Source organism: Lysinibacillus sp. C5.1 (genome assembly GCF_016350185.1).
GTDB lineage: Bacteria > Bacillota > Bacilli > Bacillales_A > Planococcaceae > Lysinibacillus > Lysinibacillus sphaericus.
Genome location: NZ_CP066226.1, coordinates 2,738,612 through 2,755,644, shown reverse-complemented (window position 1 = coordinate 2,755,644; position 17,033 = coordinate 2,738,612). Strand labels below are relative to the sequence as shown.

Annotated in this window: 15 protein-coding genes; 8 read left to right on the top strand and 7 right to left on the bottom strand. The window is 37.6% G+C overall.

The window, feature by feature from the left end:
- Positions 1–400 precede the first annotated feature (400 nt).
- Positions 401–2,152, top strand: a complete 1,752-nt coding sequence (locus tag I5435_RS13405) for an ABC transporter ATP-binding protein (RefSeq protein ID WP_337982426.1) — start codon at positions 401–403, stop codon at positions 2,150–2,152.
- Between the two features lie 154 nt (positions 2,153–2,306).
- Here I5435_RS13405 and I5435_RS13400 read toward each other — a convergent pair whose 3' ends face one another.
- From I5435_RS13400 to I5435_RS13375, 6 genes are all read right to left on the bottom strand, one after another.
- Positions 2,307–3,386 carry a Ger(x)C family spore germination protein gene (locus I5435_RS13400; RefSeq protein ID WP_337982425.1) on the bottom strand — a complete coding sequence of 360 codons (1,080 nt, stop codon included), beginning with the start codon at positions 3,384–3,386 and terminating at the stop codon, positions 2,307–2,309.
- The gene (locus tag I5435_RS13395) at positions 3,379–4,836 is read right to left on the bottom strand and encodes a spore germination protein (protein WP_337982424.1); all 1,458 of its coding nucleotides are present in this window, start codon (positions 4,834–4,836) and stop codon (positions 3,379–3,381) included. The genes I5435_RS13400 and I5435_RS13395 overlap by 8 nt, the downstream gene beginning before the upstream one ends.
- Positions 4,836–5,960 (bottom strand): endospore germination permease, encoded by a 1,125-nt coding sequence (locus I5435_RS13390; protein ID WP_337982423.1) that lies wholly within the window; start codon positions 5,958–5,960, stop codon positions 4,836–4,838. The genes I5435_RS13395 and I5435_RS13390 overlap by 1 nt, the downstream gene beginning before the upstream one ends.
- Before the next feature lie 109 nt (positions 5,961–6,069).
- Positions 6,070–6,960, bottom strand: coding sequence for an anti-sigma-V factor RsiV (locus I5435_RS13385; protein WP_337982422.1), 891 nt, complete (start codon positions 6,958–6,960; stop codon positions 6,070–6,072).
- Complete coding sequence (locus tag I5435_RS13380; protein ID WP_337982421.1) at positions 6,953–7,471, bottom strand: RNA polymerase sigma factor SigV; 519 nt, start codon at positions 7,469–7,471, stop codon at positions 6,953–6,955. The genes I5435_RS13385 and I5435_RS13380 overlap by 8 nt, the downstream gene beginning before the upstream one ends.
- Before the next feature lie 119 nt (positions 7,472–7,590).
- Positions 7,591–8,358 carry a TSUP family transporter gene (locus tag I5435_RS13375; protein WP_024361044.1) on the bottom strand — a complete coding sequence of 256 codons (768 nt, stop codon included), beginning with the start codon at positions 8,356–8,358 and terminating at the stop codon, positions 7,591–7,593.
- 216 nt (positions 8,359–8,574) lie between these two features.
- Here I5435_RS13375 and I5435_RS13370 point away from each other — a divergent pair, with 216 nt between their 5' ends.
- Positions 8,575–9,000, top strand: coding sequence for a hypothetical protein (locus I5435_RS13370; protein WP_108030079.1), 426 nt, complete (start codon positions 8,575–8,577; stop codon positions 8,998–9,000).
- 75 nt (positions 9,001–9,075) lie between these two features.
- Complete coding sequence (locus I5435_RS13365; RefSeq protein WP_337982420.1) at positions 9,076–10,074, top strand: LLM class flavin-dependent oxidoreductase; 999 nt, start codon at positions 9,076–9,078, stop codon at positions 10,072–10,074.
- A gap of 165 nt (positions 10,075–10,239) precedes the next feature.
- Here I5435_RS13365 and yfkAB read toward each other — a convergent pair whose 3' ends face one another.
- Positions 10,240–11,352, bottom strand: coding sequence for a radical SAM/CxCxxxxC motif protein YfkAB (gene yfkAB, locus I5435_RS13360; RefSeq protein ID WP_029747077.1), 1,113 nt, complete (start codon positions 11,350–11,352; stop codon positions 10,240–10,242).
- A gap of 395 nt (positions 11,353–11,747) precedes the next feature.
- On the opposite strand from yfkAB, the gene I5435_RS13355 reads away from it, so the two are divergent.
- The 5 genes from I5435_RS13355 (at position 11,748) to I5435_RS13335 (ending at position 17,028) form a co-directional block, all read left to right on the top strand.
- Positions 11,748–12,440, top strand: a complete 693-nt coding sequence (locus I5435_RS13355) for a YjjG family noncanonical pyrimidine nucleotidase (protein ID WP_024361040.1) — start codon at positions 11,748–11,750, stop codon at positions 12,438–12,440.
- Positions 12,441–12,595: 155 nt separating this feature from the next.
- Entirely contained in the window at positions 12,596–13,510 is a 915-nt protein-coding gene (locus I5435_RS13350; RefSeq protein WP_024361039.1) for an S-layer homology domain-containing protein, read from the top strand.
- 170 nt (positions 13,511–13,680) lie between these two features.
- Complete coding sequence (gene nikA, locus I5435_RS13345) at positions 13,681–15,276, top strand: nickel ABC transporter substrate-binding protein (protein WP_024361038.1); 1,596 nt, start codon at positions 13,681–13,683, stop codon at positions 15,274–15,276.
- Between the two features lie 4 nt (positions 15,277–15,280).
- Positions 15,281–16,222 carry an ABC transporter permease gene (locus I5435_RS13340; protein ID WP_025219844.1) on the top strand — a complete coding sequence of 314 codons (942 nt, stop codon included), beginning with the start codon at positions 15,281–15,283 and terminating at the stop codon, positions 16,220–16,222.
- Positions 16,222–17,028, top strand: coding sequence for an ABC transporter permease (locus tag I5435_RS13335; RefSeq protein ID WP_337982419.1), 807 nt, complete (start codon positions 16,222–16,224; stop codon positions 17,026–17,028). Before I5435_RS13340 ends, I5435_RS13335 begins: the two co-directional genes overlap by 1 nt.
- Positions 17,029–17,033: the final 5 nt, after the last annotated feature.

The following is a 17,033-nucleotide window of genomic DNA, read 5'->3' as shown; positions in this document are numbered from 1 at the left end:
CTCTTTCCTATTGTTTATTTTAGGCAAAAGAAAAAGACCCATGCCTAAAAAATAGGCAAAGGTCTTGCTAAGCAATTATTTGGAAGCTCCAAATAATAATTTGTACCAATAATTTCTAGTACAGAACTCATCTATGTAGATGAGTTTGCTATCACACCCGATGGCTGCTACCATGTAATGACGAATGTGAAATCAGATGTATCGCTCACATCTGCTAGCTACTCCCCTTTGACAAAAATGTCAAAAGCTATTCAATTCTTCTTACTAAGGATTATAGCATGTTGTTCGCAAAAAGCAAATAAAAATGTAGTGCTATACTAAATTTTTTCCTAATTTTTCTTATGAGTGGTACTATATGATGATAAGTGAAATTTTTTAACAACTTAGAGGGGAGACCTATATGTATAAAAAGTTTTTTTCATACTACAAACCACATAAACGATTATTTGCTATCGATTTTTCCAGTGCCATTGTCGTAGCAATACTAGAGCTAGCTTTTCCTTTAGCTGTACAATGGTTTATTGACAAGCTTCTTCCTACAGGAGATTGGGGCATGATTGTTAAAGTGAGTATTATGCTATTACTAGTATATGCTCTTAGTACAGTATTAAACTTTATCGTCAATTACCTAGGGCATAAACTTGGTATCAATATCGAAACCGATATGCGACAGGAGCTGTTTAATCATGTGCAGCGTCAATCATTCCGTTTTTTTGATAATACAAAAACCGGCCATATTATGAGTCGAATTACGAATGATTTATTTGATATAGGAGAGTTTGCTCACCATGGACCAGAGGATTTATTCATTGCCATCATGACATTTTTGGGCGCTTTCGTCATTATGTTTAATATCAATCCAACACTTGCGCTAATAGCAGCCATTATGGTGCCATTTTTAATGTGGCTTGTTACGGTTAGTAACATCAAGATGAATAATGCATGGAAAACGTTGTACGGAAAAATTGCAGATGTCAACGGTCGCGTAGAGGATAGTGTATCTGGTGTACGTGTTGTGAAATCATTTACAAATGAAGCATTTGAAATGGGGCGTTTTAAGGAACAAAATAGCTATTTCCGTTCTGCAAAATTATACGCGTATAAAATTATGGCAGGGGCGCATTCAAGCATCTATATGATGACTCGTTTGTTAACGTTAGTAGTCCTTGTTGTGGGCGCATGGTTAAGCTTTAATGGGAAATTATCGTATGGGGGACTTGTCAGCTTCGTTTTGTATACGAATGTTCTGATTAAACCTATTGATAAAATTAGTGCGTTGCTAGAGCTTTATCCAAAAGGTATGGCGGGTTTTAAACGTTTTCGTGAGTTGATAGAGCAGGAGCCTGAGGTTCAGGATCGAGACGGTGCACAACCAGTAATACATTTATATGGGGACATTTCATTTAAAAATGTTGATTTTAATTATGATGCGTCTAAAGCTGTTTTAAAAGATATTTCATTTGATGTACGGGCAGGACAAACCATTGCCTTCGTTGGACCATCGGGTGCCGGGAAAACGACCATATGTTCTTTAATTCCGAGATTTTATGATGTCCATCAGGGTGCCATTACGATTGATGGTTTGGATGTACGAGATATGACTCAAGCCTCTCTTCGTGCACAAATCGGGATTGTCCAACAGGATGTCTTTTTATTTACAGGAACAATTCGAGAAAACATTGCATATGGACGTTTAGGAGCAAGTGATGAAGAGGTTCAGGAAGCTGCTAAAAGAGCCCATCTCGAGTCCTTTATTGCTGAATTGCCAGATGGTTATGACACACAAATTGGTGAGCGTGGCTTAAAGTTATCAGGCGGGCAAAAGCAACGAATTGCTATTGCACGTATGTTCTTGAAAAATCCACCGATTTTAATTTTAGACGAAGCAACCTCTGCATTAGATACCGAAACGGAAATGATTATCCAACAGTCGTTAGCAGAGCTTGCTGAAAATCGAACAACGCTTATTATTGCGCACCGCCTTGCGACCATCCGCAACGCAGATCGTGTGCTTGTTGTTACACAAAACGGGATTGAAGAAGACGGCACGTATGAGGAATTAGTTGCACAAGATGGTACTTTTGCGAAACTTCATCATATTCAATTTCGCAAAGGCGATAGTGAAAGAGCCATTCAACCAATTGAATGTTAAGTAGAATATAAGATTCTAAAGTAAAAGGGCATCGAATGCGAAATGATTCGATGCCTTTGTTTGATTTGCCAACTATTTTCTAATTGTTTCAGTATAAGATCCTCTGCCAGGATTTATTTTGTAAACATTTACTTTAATATTGCGTATAGAATCTTCAGTTAACTCTATTTTTCCGTTTTTTTTCTAATTTTTTCCACGTTTTAACGTTTTTTCGATAAAGTCGTTCAGATAAACGGTAAATATCTGTGTCTAACGCTATAGCTTCCTTAAACGTTTCTCTTACCTCTTTTTCCACTTGTTTTTCGATCTCTTTCTCAATTTCTTTAGTGGTGATTTTTTTGGTAATACCAAGAACGCTGGTTGCCTCCAATTTGATTTCAATATCAAATTGTACTTTTTCGTTTTTTACGATAGGTGTAATATGAACTTTTATATGTTCCAAAGCAACGGTTACATAGGAATTTTCATCTTCACCAATTTGCCCTGTGATTTCACTGCGCATTGTTTCATTTGTCATCCATTTGACACCGTTAGCTTTATTTTGTGTGAGAGACCCTTTATAGCCTTCATTCGATAACAGGGCAACACCCTTTATTTCTATAGATTCAGCCTGTCCTTTCGACGTTTCCCATCCTTTATCAATTGAGACGAGAGGTAAATACACTTCATGACTAGGCTCATTTAGACCGATGACCAATTTTCGAACATTAATCGGTGTAACAAAAGATTCTTGCCTAAATGAATTTAATGGATCACCGAGTTTTGATAATGTAAGTGCCTTATTATTAATTGGTGTCACGACTAGTAATTTATCGAGTGGCTCTTTTGTGCCATATACCCAAATTTGGTATCTCATCTCGCGATAACGAGTTAAAAAGTCAAGTACTTGATTGACTTTGTTGCTTTTCATGACTTCTTCTGACAGTATAATGTAGGTAATATGACCCCAAAATGCTTTTTGATCAATGGAATGATATAAATCAAAAAAAGAATCTTCTATTGTTTTACCTTTGGCTTGTCCAATTTCAGCTTGTTGGGCTTGCGGATTATTAGGCTGTTCTGATTTGGCTATATTGGCAAAGTCAATAATTTGCATATAGGTTTCATAATGACCATCTTTAAAATCGATACCAAGTGCATGAATATAGTACATCCTTTGTGGTTCAGTGACATCCCAACAACCTGACAGCAGTGTCGTCAGTACTACCAATATACAGAGTATTTTTTTATTCATTTTTATCCTCACTCGTACGTGTTTGATCTTGTGGAGCAATATAGTTTGGGCGTTTGGCGTAACCTTTAGGGGATAAACGGAAAAGTGTTTTCTTAATGGTTTGCCAGTCTAAATCACCGCCAACTTGCATGTAAGAATAACCGAATATTCTTATATTACATAAGTAAAGAAGGGTTAAGTATAGGGATATAAAGAAGCCAAATAACCCAAAGAAGCCGCTTAACAAAATAAAACCAACACGGAAAATACTAATGGTCGTAACGAGAGATTGATTTACAAGTGTAAAGGAAGCGATGGTAGAGACAGCAATAATAACGATCATTTCTGGGCTTGTCACACCGGCACGTATGGCTGCATCACCAATAATTAAACCTCCAACAACACTTATCGTTCCGCCAATAACAGATGGTAAACGTAGACCTGCTTCTCGAAAGAGCTCGAACATCAGTAGCATTAATAGCATTTCCAATGAAGAGGGAAGAGGTAAACCTGTTCGACCTTGCACAACCGTTGCTAAAAACAGTAAAGGTAATTGATTTTGATGATAAGTCGTTAAGGCAAGCCAAAAAGCAGGTAAGAGCAAACCGATAAAAATACCTGATATACGTAGTAAACGTTCCAGAGAACTAAAAACAATGGGATATTCATTATCCTCGCCTGATTTTAATAGTAAAAATAAATTAACCGGTGTGATAACCGCATACGCTACACCATCTACAAAAATAAGAAAACGTCCGCGAATCAATGCTTGAATCGCGAAATCTGGACGTCCTGTATAATCCGTTTTCGGGAAAAATCGCGTATTTTTGTTGACACGTTCCATAAGCAAATCACCGCTAAAGACAATATCTGTATCAACGGATTGTAGCTGTACTTTTATACTATTTAAAATGTCCATGTTGGCGATGTCACCAAAATAAAGTATGGCAACCGTTGTTTTTGAACGTTTTCCCAATTCCATTTTTTCAACACATAAGGAATTCGTCGGCAGTCGTTTTCTTAATAACGCAATATTGACGGAAATATCTTCAATAAAGTTATCTCGAGGCCCTTTAACAAGTACTTCCATCCGTGTTTCTTCCGGATTACGATTTGGCTTTTTGGCAATATTACTTGCGTAAAGTAGTTCATCGGATTCAAAATAAAGAAGTAAGTGGCCAGTATATACGAGTGATATGGCATCTGATTCTTCTGTTACTTGTTTTAAGTTAGGGATGTGTAACTTTGTATCGACGTTATCTTGCAGTGATGTGTCTGTTAAATGATCAAAAAGAGATTGAACGCGCCTTACAATCACGTCATGGAGTAGTTGCTGATCAATCATTGCCTCACAAATGACGAATTGTACTCGATGCTGCTTAAATACATACTCTTGAAAATAAACGTCAGCAGATTTTTTAAATAACTGCTTTAAGCGGTTTAAATCTAAGGACTTTTCTGTTGAAGGCATCAGGTGTCACCACTTTCCGTGTCTTGGTAATCGGCTTTAGACTTGTTTGCTTTTTTTCCTGACATGAAAGCTACAATCATTAAAAAAATGGATAGTAAGAAAAAGAATATAAACGTAGCTGTTAATATATAATTTCCTTTGAGTTCTAGAAATATGTGCTCATTTAATAATATTAGTGGCAGGCATATGAAAAAGAACGGAAGTGCTACCATTTTCCATATGCGTTGGTGGTCTCCCACCATGCCAAGTAAGTCCGTTACAACGTATAAAATAAACCCAACACGAATAAATGTTCCTGTAAGCCATTGATAAATAGAAAGAAAGTCTAAATGTTCTACATAACGTCCTATCGTTACTAATCCCCACTCTTCGTAAGCAGGATAACGTTGTTTAGCAGCTTCAGCGGGTCCAAATTCTGTAATGGCACCAATAAGAGGTCCCAATGTTAACCCTGCTAGAATCACTAGCATGATGGCAAAGTGATGCCAACGAAGACGATCTTTAATTTGATGTTGGATGAGTAAAAATATTATTAATTCTGAAAAGCCGGAAGCGGGGTAGATGAGCCCAGATAAAATTGGTTGGAAACCATGCTCTAAAAAAGGACGTAGTAACTCATGGTCCTTCACTTGTAAATTGGTAAACGCGACAAAAAAACCAAATACGACGACCGCTAATAAAACGAACACATTGACAATAACAATTGTTTGTAAACTAGTTGTGACAAGCAAAATACAAAGCGTGACATAAATCGCAAGTAAAATTAACTTTGGTGTTTTAGGTAAAAAGGTTGTATTGATCCACTGTAACGTTTCAATCATTGTAAAAGCTGCAATTACAATAAGAAAAATCACAATTGTATAGATGACGATATTCGAGCCGACTTTTCCAATTTTTTGTTTTAACCAATCTTTTAAAGGTTCTTGTTTTGATTTTCTATGAATATACACTAAAAGAAAGAGCCAAGGAAACATGATTAGTAAAGTGAAAATAACGGATAACCAGCTATCTCTTTCTGCAACCTCTAATAATGGAGGCATAATGGTTACGTGATTTTTTAAGCCAATAACGGTCATTGCTAGGAAGACAACATGTAAAATACTAATCGATCCGACACTTTTCATATAAAAACCCTCTAACCTGTTTTGATACATATTAGCATTGACAAAAAGTTGAAGGATTATAAGTTATAAAAAGGCACTATCTCATGAAACTTGAGATAGTGCCAGCTATTTAGTGAATATATTGATTGCTTACCAGACTGTTTTTCAGTACGTCTGTTGGAATTTCAAATTCTACTACGCCCATATAACCAGGTGCTACTTCATATTTATCGAATGAAATGACAAGCTTTCCTTTATCCGAAATATAGAATTGTTGTTCAGCGTCAATAGCGTTAAAATCATCCATTAAATCCTCATCAGGCAAGCCTGCACCTTTGACCCAATAGACTTTTTCTTCGTTCGATGCAGCAATTTGTGCACGCATTTGTTCTTTAATATTGTCACTAATGACACGAATATAGCTGTCATCTTTAAATAACATTGGTAGCGTGATTAAAATTTCATTTTGTTTATCAATCGTATCATAATGCATAACTGTTGAAGAGGAACCAACTGTATTGACGATATAACGTCCTATCGATAAAATTTGATCGTTATCAGTTTTAATGTCATAGCCGCTATCTACGCCATAGTGACCACCGCCATTCGCCTTTATATCTCCAACATCTGCAATAAATTCATCGTAAAGCGCTTTTCCTTCTGCACGATACTTTTCATTTAATGTATTGGCAAGCTTTTGATTTTCTAAATTTTCAATAGAAGGAACTTTAATATTCGCTTCATATGTGTCATCTGCCACTTCGTATTCAGTCCAAGTAAGTACTTTTACAACACTTCCGACAACAGGTATTTCCGAAAGCGTACGTGCCATTGCAGGGCTAACGTTTAAGCTAGCGGTAAACAGCATAGCTGCTGCTGCTGTTCCTAGTAACCAGTGTGGCGTTCGATTTTTTTTCTTCTTTTTACTTTGCTTTAATGCATTTTCCACAACAAAGTCAAGCTCTTTTGGAATTGGTACTTCTTCATATTGTTTTTTTAAATCTTTTAATTTTTTATCCATGTGCGGTTTCTCCCTTCCCATCTTGGAGTTGTATTTTTAACAGTTTTAATGCTTTATATAGGCGTGATTTTGCTGTGCTCAGCTTGATGTCTAATACACTAGCAACATCAGCTAGTTTTAAATCCTCAAAGTAATGCAAAATCACTACTTCACGGTACATCTGGGGTAATTCTTCTAACGCATGCTCTAGGTCGATGTCTTCGTAAATATCTTCTTGAGCAGGTGTTAAATATTGAAGTGTGTCGTCGTCTGTTACTTGTAAGCGATTGTGTTTGCGCAAAAAATCTATTGCTGTTCTTACAACGATTTTGTAAAACCAGCTTTTCATATAATCCACGTGCTCTAATCGATCGAGAGAAAGCATCGCTTTTTGAATGCTGTCTTGTACTATATCGAGTGCATCCTGCTCATTTTTCGTATAGCTATAGGCTAGCAAATAAAATCGTTCTTTCTGTTCGCGAATTAACTGGACAAACACCTCTTCATGTTGAAATGCATTTCTTGTTTTCATGTCCAAAGAAGCTCCTTTTTAACATTTTCATATTGTATACAACTACTAGACGTGTGAAAGTGGAGAAAAAGTTGATAGAAAGAAAAAAAACTTACCTCCTGTAAGAGGTAAGAAGGATTTTATGAAAAATAGTCGTATGTATTTTTCAGTAGTAATAAAATTGTGACGACAATAAATAGCTTACGTACATAACTGCTCCCACGTTTAATAGCAAATTTTGAACCAACGATCGCACCTGCAATTTGCGCAAGCCCCATAGCGAAGCCGTAAGTATAATGGATCTGCCCTAAGTAGATAAACATTAAAAGTGCTGCAATGTTACTGCCAAAATTCAAAAATTTAGCATTGCCCGCTGATTTTAAAAAGTCAAAGCCTACTATTAGAAAAGCAAATAGTAAGAATGAGCCTGTACCTGGTCCTAAAAAACCATCATAGAAACCAATTAAAGTAATAATAAGGATGAAAGCAGCATATCGTTTAGGTGTTAGCTTATTATATGTAGAAATGCCCCCCCAGTCTTTTTTTAATATTGTATAAACGGCTACAACGGCTAGCATAATTAACATTAACGGTTTTAAAACACTTGGATCGATTAAATGGACAATCCATGCCCCGACCATGGAGCCAATAAAAACAAATGGAAATAGCTTGTAGACAGATCGGATGTCTAATTTTCCAGAGCGGTAAAACGTAATGGTACTTGTTAGAGAACCCATTGTACCAGCAAGTTTATTGGTTGCGACAGCGGCAGAGGGTGGTAATCCTACGAATAAGAGGGCAGGCAATGAAATAAGCCCGCCTCCACCAACTACTGAGTCAATGAATGCGGCCAAAAAGCCAAAAATAATAAGAATCAATAAAATATTCAAATCTAAATCAAAAGGCACCAACGTCATCTCTTTTCTATAATAATAATCTGATATTAGCGGAACAAAGAGTGACTGTAAATAGTTTGAAAAAATTTCGTGTACCGCATTTAGTATGGTTCAATTGTGAGGGAAATATAAAAAATCTACAAAATACAAAAATTTTCTACTTTATGCAACTATTTTAATGTATTATGAAGAAAATAATGTTTTTGCGTAAAGGGGACGTGATGACATTTGTCTTTAGGAAATCATTTTCGGGTTTTTGTTTGTGTTGTATTTATGGGAGTGCTTGTAGGTTATGTGTTCAATGCGAAAAAGGATGTTACCGATAATGTGTACATCGATTCAGTAAAAGAGGGCTATTTAGTTGACTTTACCGATGTGAAAGTCCGTGATGCTTTTAATTATGCTTTTACAGAACCCTATTGGCGCTATTATGAGGCGAAAACGGGTCAACATGTTGTTGAACTTTCAGGGGACATTGTGTTTTTAGAGGAAAAGGGACATGCTATTTTGCAATTTGTTGTGAATGAGGAAGCGAACGAATTTAAGCTTTTCGCAATGAAATTTAACGATGAAGTCCTTGATTCCCAACAAAAAGGAACGCTTATTGGCATGGTGTATGAAACATGGGAAATGAAACAACTCGCTTATCAGTAAGTGCTTTTACTTTGTAAAATAGAATTACTATATTACAGTAGTAAAGAGAGCATACAGACAGAGAGGGTGTTTTCATTGAAGTTAAGTATTTTAGATCAAATTCCTGTACCAAAAGGTCATAGTGCTGAACAGGCATTTTTGCGGACAGAACAATTAGCGCTTTTAGGTGAAGAACTAGGCTTCAATCGTATGTGGTTGGCAGAACATCATAATAGCGCATCACTGGCAAGCTCAGCACCTGAAATAACAGCGGCATATTTAGCTGCGAAAACAAAACGTTTACGTATTGGCACTGGTGGCGTTATGATGATGCATTATTCGCCGTACAAGTTGGCAGAAGTTTTTAAAACATTAAGTGCACTTGCACCAAATCGCATTGACTTTGGTGTTGGCCGTGCACCTGGTGGAGACCATGCATCGATTTATGCACTTGCAGAGGGACGCAGACAGCATTTTGATGAACAATATGATAAACTCGATACTATTTTAAAACTGATGAATAACCAAAAGACTGGCGAATCAGTCTATGATCAAGTCGTTGCATCACCTACTATCAGTCAATTACCAGAAGCGTGGTTGCTTGGCTCAAGCGGTCAAAGTGCCATGCAAGCAGGGCAACGTGGTGTAGGTTATTCGTATGCCCAGTTCTTTACTGGCAATATGTCTAAAGATATTTTTGATACGTATAAATCGTACTTTACACCTTCTTATTATATGGAAAAACCGCAAATTATCGTTACTTATGCGACAACGGTTGCCGATACTTTAGAGGAGGCAGAATACTTAGCGAAACCGATTGATATTACGCGGCTTCAATTGATGAAGGGCCAAATTATCCAAGCGATGTCGCCTGAAGAGGCGCAGGACTATCCATTGACCGAGATGGATAAAATGATGATTGAAAATAATCGTAAAGCCAACATTGTTGGCAAACCGAAGGATGTTGCGGCATTTTTAGTAGCTGAGCAGGAGCAATATGGCTTTGATGAAGTAATGCTAAACTGCAATCAATATGCGCAGGAAAGTCGCTTAAATTGTTATAAACTGCTGGCAAAAGAATTGATTTCACACTAATGTTTTTAATACAATGTAACGGTAATTGCAGAAAATAGGTTGTAACAAGGAGCTCTTTGCAAAAAAGCGTAACACGCCAGTACAGAACAAGAAATCAACGCAATATAAAGAATATTTATAGTAAAATGTCCAATGCATTCAAGCGCATTGGACATTTTTGTGTGTTTAAAGTTTTGCTGAGCCACTCGTAAAGGTAGTGTGCTGATAGTACATATTTTTTACTAAGACGTTCGGACCTAAGCATTTTACAGCGGGACAGTGGCAGTTTAATGATTTGGCTAAATCTGTCGCCATCCATTTATCGAAAATTGCAGGTAGTTTATCGTGAGCAATATTGCCAAGCGCTGATGCATCGCCAAAGTCTGTAACGATTACATCGCCTGTAAAAATATTAACGTTTAGTCGAGAACGACCATCTGGATCATTACGCACTGTCACGTTTTTCGTCTCGCGTAAACGTTTTAATAGTTTTTGATCTTCCTCATCGGTACTACATGGATAAAACGGTAGCGTACCAAATAACATCCAAGTATTTTCATCACGCACATCAAGTAAATGATGAATAGCAGCGCGAGTTTCCGCTAGAGACAGTGAACTTAGTGAGCTGGCAAAGTCTGATGGATACATCGGATGTACTTCGTGACGAGCACAGTGCATTTCGTTGATAATTTGATTGTGAATATGCTCTAGGTATGGCAATGTTTTTTTGTTGAGCATTGTTTCAGCAGAGACCATAACGCCGTGTTCGGCAAGCATTTTGGAGTTATCAATCATGCGTTGGAACAAAGCCGCACGCTGTTCATAAGTTGGTTTTCGCTCCATCATAGCAAAACCTGTTTCAACGAATTCATCCACCGTACCCCAGTTATGTGAAATATGTAAAACATCTAAATAAGGGGCAATGAGTAAATAACGTTCTGGCTCAATGGTTAAGTTCGAGTTAATTTGTGTACGAACCCCACGTGCGTGTGCGTATTTTAATAGGGGGAGTACATAATTTTGCACGGATTTTTTCGACATCATCGGTTCGCCACCTGTAATGCTAAGCGTTTTTAAGTGTGGAATTTCATCCAGTCGCTTTGTAATCAACTCCATTGGCAAGGCTTGCGGATCTTTATTTTGCAATGTATAGCCGACTGCACAGTGTGCACAACGCATATTGCAAAGAGTTGTTGTTGTAAATTCAATATTTGATAGGGTCATGTGCCCATGTTGTTCGACATCTAAATACGCTTCCCATGGATCAAAGTGGGGTGTAATTGTTTGTAAGGTCGTCATAATTCGTACATCTTCCTTTCTAGCATTCTATTGTCTCATATTCACTACTATTTTCAAATATGAAATTAATGAAAGAGCTTTTTTTCGTGTAAATAATGTATTTTAATCTTTCTGTAGGAAATAATGTTCATATAAGAAAACGCTAAAGAACTCTATGAGGTTATATGTAATACGTTGAACTTATTGGCTAAATATTAACGCGCGGTGAGGAAATGGATTGACAGTATACAAACCATGTTTTAAGTGAAGTACAGGAAGCGGTAAAAAAGGCTGTTTGCTTTAAATACACCGATGCAAAGAAAAGACTGAGTGTATAGTTTACTATTTTTCCAAAAAAACGTTATGATAAAGAAAGCAAGGCGGTAAGACCGTAACAAAGAAAGTAGGAAATCGTTTTGAATAAGTATGAGATACTATTATTTGATGTAGATGATACATTATTAGATTTTGATTTGGCTGAAAATGCAGCACTAGACCGTTTGTTTGAACAAGAAAATATTGCTACTACACCAGAGATGATTGCCCGCTATAAAGAAATTAATGAGTCCTTGTGGCGTGCCTTTGAACGAGGCGAAGTAACAAAAAATACATTACATAATACTCGCTTCTCCATTGCGTTAAAGGAATTTGGTATAGAGGTAGACGGAGAATATTTTGAAGCAGGTTTCCAAAAGTACTTGCAGGAAGCGCATCATTATGTTGATGGCGCCTATGAGCTTATTGCACAGCTTGCGGGTAGTTATGATTTATATGTCGTTTCGAATGGTAAGACGAAGACGCAAAATAAACGATTAGCTGATGCAGATTTAGCAAAGTACTTTAAAGGGATTTTTATTTCAGAGCAAACAGGCTATCAGAAACCGATGCCAGCTTTTTTCAATTATGTTTTTGAGCGTATCGAGGGATTAGATAAAGACAAGACCATGATTGTTGGCGACTCGCTAACATCGGATGTTAAAGGTGGTTTGCTAGCAGGAATTGATACGTGTTGGTTTAACATTCGTAATATTAACAATGCAACGGATATTCAACCTCATTATGAAATTAAAAAATTGCACGAGTTGCATTTGTTATTAAATCAAGAATAAAATGAAGGAACTTCGCTCAACTATTAGCAGTTATAATAGTGAGCGAAGTTTTTATTACTTAAAAATGACGATTGGTAGGAGTATGTGCTAAAAATACTATATTTTTACACATTTAAATCTATTATGATAGTAATAGAAAAAAGAGGAGGACCAGTATGAAAGGAATTTTTCAAAAAACAATGTTAATAACACTGTTGGGGGCGTCTATAGCTTGCCCGATGCAAGCATCTGCCTATGACGAACCGACGAATTACGTACATATGAAAACGGAAAATATGACAGTATATTCCGCTTATGGTGCGACCATTTCTGCAACTGAAAAAAATGGAGTTTATAGCATCAAGGCGAATATTGTCAATAATCGTCAACCGCTTGAGGTTGTCATTTTTAAAAATGGTCAAACTGGCGTGCTACAGCAAGTGTTTAAAAAGGGAATTACAGAGCCTGTTGCCTATCGAGATGAAGGGGACCGTGTTGTTGCAACCATTCATAATAATGCAGAGCTGAAATTTGTGCACCCTGAACAAATCTATTTCCGAGATCTAACAAGAGCAACAGGTAGTAGCTATATCCAAACTTTGGCGGAGCGCGGTATTATTCGAGGGCGCACACCTGATTATTTTGGTGTAAACGATGCTTTAACACGTGCACAGTTTAGTGCCTTACTCGTTCGTGCATTTAGCTTCCAGCAGATGCCAACAAAACAGTTTACAGATATAGACCAAAAAAAATCGTGGTACGTTGGTCATGTAGGTGCCTTGCATTCGTTAGGTATTATAAATGGCAAATCGCCAACTATTTTTGATCCGAATGGCAAAATTACACGCCAACAGGCAATTTTAATGCTCGGACGTACATTGGATGCTGTTGATTTTGTGCATGAAGATGAACCGACATTACCTTATGAAGATAGTCGTGCATTCCAAGGAGAGCTACTGCGTCACACGCAAACACTCTATGCGATTGGCGCGCTAGACGATAGTGCAACACTGCGTCCAAACGACTATATAACTCGAAGTCAATTTGCGAAAATGCTAGCAGTAACTTTACAAGTTGCAGGTAGATTATAATTGTCAGAATTGTTTGCGTGCCTGTCACGGCCTTCACACCTTTTCCTCCTTTATTGGAAGAAAAGGTGTTTTTTATTGTATAAGTACTTTACAAAAAGTTAAGAATCAATTAGAATTGCAAATTGTAGTGATAATAGTAATCATTACTATTTGAGAAAGGGGAACAAATTATGAGAAAATTGTCTAGTTTCCTACTTATCTTCGCATTGAGTATATTAGCTGCATGCGGAAATTCAGAGGATAAAAAACAAAGCACAAGTAGCAACCCAAAAAGTGTACTGACCATGTCTTGGGTCAAAGATATAGGTCAAGTTAATCCACATATGTATGCTCCAAATGAACTGTTTGCACAAGCCATGCTATATGATCCATTAGTGAGCTATGGAGAAGATGGAAAAATACAACCGGCGCTCGCAACGTCGTGGGAAATGGCTACAGATGGTAAAAGTTATACTTTTACATTACGTGATGATGTAATGTATTCAGATGGTTCGAAGCTAACTGCAGAAAATGTAAAAAGAAATATTGATACCGTTGTCGAAAATAGTGCTGCACATAGCTGGCTAGAAGTTGTTGCTGTTATTGATAACGTGGAAATAGTGGATGAACGACAAGTTAAAATCAATTTAAAAGAACCTTATTATCCATTTTTGCAAGAATTATCACTGATTCGTCCACTGCGTATGTTAGCAGATAGTGGTTTCCCAGAGAGTGGCACGACAAAGGATGGGATAGCAAAGCCGATTGGTTCAGGCCCGTGGATTTTAACTGACTATCAGCAAGATAGCTTTGCAGAGTTTACACGAAACGAAAATTATTGGGGAGAAAAACCAAAGTTAAAAAAAGTAATCGTCAAAATTATTCCTGATGCACAAGCGCGAATGATGGCGCTAGAAAAAGGGGATATTGATTTAATTTTTGGTAGTGGGCAACTTGCACCTGCGGAATACCAAGCGTTACAAAAAACGGGAAAATATCAAACAATGATTTCCGAGCCATCTTCTACAAGAATTTTATCATTCAATACTACGTATGGAGTGACGCAGGATAAAAATGTAAGACTAGCATTGCAACACGCCTTTGACCGACAAACAATGATTGATTATGTATTGAACGGCTTAGAGCAAGAAGCCTATACATTATTTGCACCAGGTTTTCCATTTAGTGATATCAAACTAGAACATTATACTTACAACATAGAGAAAGCGACACAACTGCTAGAGGATGCAGGCTGGGCGTTAGAAAGCGGTGCTACATTCCGCACAAAAAATGGGCAAACATTAACGTTAGTAATACCGTATAACAGCGGTGACCAAGTGCATAAGACCATTTTCGAATATTTACAAAGTGCATGGCGTGAAATAGGCGTAGAAGTCCAGTTGATTGGAGAAGAAGATCAACTTTTCAAAATGCGTAGTAAAACAGGTCAATATAACTTGATTATGAATGATACATGGGGAGTACCCTATGATCCACATATGTATATACGCACAATGACAGGTGACAAGCAAATCGGTTATTACGCACAAAAAGGATTGGCCGTTTCAGAGCAACTGACAGCGAATATAGGGAAAGTAATTCGTTCAACAGACGAAGGACAACGGCGAGCATTGTACGAGTCCATTTTTCAAACAATTCATGAGGAAGCCATTTTCATGCCGTTATCGTACCGTACAAATTATTTAGTTGCGAATAATGAGTTAGCTAATTTGTCATTCTCGAAGCAACAGTATGAAGTCCCTCTAAAAAATTTTGAGGTGAAGTAACTAAATGGGGCGATTTTTAGCGAAGCGATTGGGTAGTATGTTACTGGCGTTTTTTGGTATGACCATTATAGCATTTGGGTTAATTCGTGTTATTCCAGTAGATCCAGTGGAAGCCTATTTTACAATGAATCAAATTCCAATATCAGAAGAAGCACTTGCATCCATGCGTGAGGAAGAGGGCTATAATCGTCCCTTGCTCGTGCAATATAGTACTTGGTTGGTGGATGCTATGACGTTGGATTTTGGTGAATCATTTGTATCGAAAAAGTCAGTAACAGCAGAACTTTTACAACGTTTTCATGTCACGCTGACACTTGCAGCAACCGCCTTTATTATGATTGTTACGGTTAGTTTGACGGTTGGTATTTGGTCTGCTACTAAGCGAGGTGGGTTTATTGATTGGCTTAGTCGTTCGTTTATTTTTACACTCGCATCTATGCCGAGCTTCTGGCTTGCTTTTGTTTTTGTCTATATCGTGGCATTAAAATGGGGATTGCTTCCTCTAATGGGGTGGGGTAGTTTTGCACATGTCATTTTGCCTGCTGGAACGCTTGCACTCGGTTTTATTCCTTACTACATTCGGCTCATTCGATCCAGCATGCTGGAAGAAGTCAATAAACCACATGTAGTCTTTGCAAGAGCCCGCGGTGTGAAAGAGTCGGTCATTATACGGAGGCATGTTGTGAAAGGGATTTTACCACAGCTCGTTACCTCGCTTGCTATGACATGTGGTGGATTGCTTGGGGGAGCGGCTATTATTGAAATTGTTTTTACAATATCAGGAGTAGGACGATTTGTTGTAGAGTCGATGTTTGCTAGAGATTATTTTGTGCTACAAGGCTTTATCGTAATGATTGGTGGGCTTTACATCGTCTTTAATTTTGTTGCAGATCTATTGTGTGCACTTGTTGATCCAAGGGTAAGGTTAAAAGGAGACGGAGCATAATGAAAAAGAAAATAGCGCTTATTAGTAGTAGTGTGCTTGTGTTATTGCTGATTTCCATGGCAATATTTGCACCGTGGCTTGCCCCAAATGATCCTTATGCGACCAATATGGCATTGAAATTACAAGGTTTTTCTACTGACTATCCATTAGGTACCGATTATTTAGGGCGCTGTGTGTTATCGCGTTTATTATATGGGGCACGAGTATCTCTTTTCATCGCGTTGAGTGTACTTGTCGTAACATTGTTTATTAGCATGTTTGTCGGGCTGCTTGCTGGTTATGTTGGAGGTATTATCGATTTAGTGTTAATGCGCCTTTGCGACATTTTTCTAGCGATTCCTGATTTCGTATTTGCACTTGTAATTGTTGGAGCGCTTGGTGGCGGTATACGTAATATGTTTATCGCCATTGTGCTTGTGTCATGGGTGGGCTTTGCACGGATTATTCGCAACATGGTGCGGTCATTAAAAGAAAGTACGTATGTACAGTATGCGCGTACAATAGGAGTTCCAAAATGGAAAATTATGATAAGACATATTGTACCTTTTGTATTCCCACAAATTTTTTTATTGAAATTAATTGGTCTTGGCTCAACGATTTTACTTATTTCTGAGTTGTCATTTTTAGGTTTAGGGGTGTCAGCACCGATGGCGGAATGGGGCATGATGATTAGCGATAGTAAAACGTATTTGATGAGTCATCCGATGCTCATGTTTCTACCAGGTATTATGATTTCATTCACCGTTTTGATTTTGAATTGGTTTGGCGATGCACTTCGAGAGGCAATGGATCCAAAAGCAATATAGAAGGG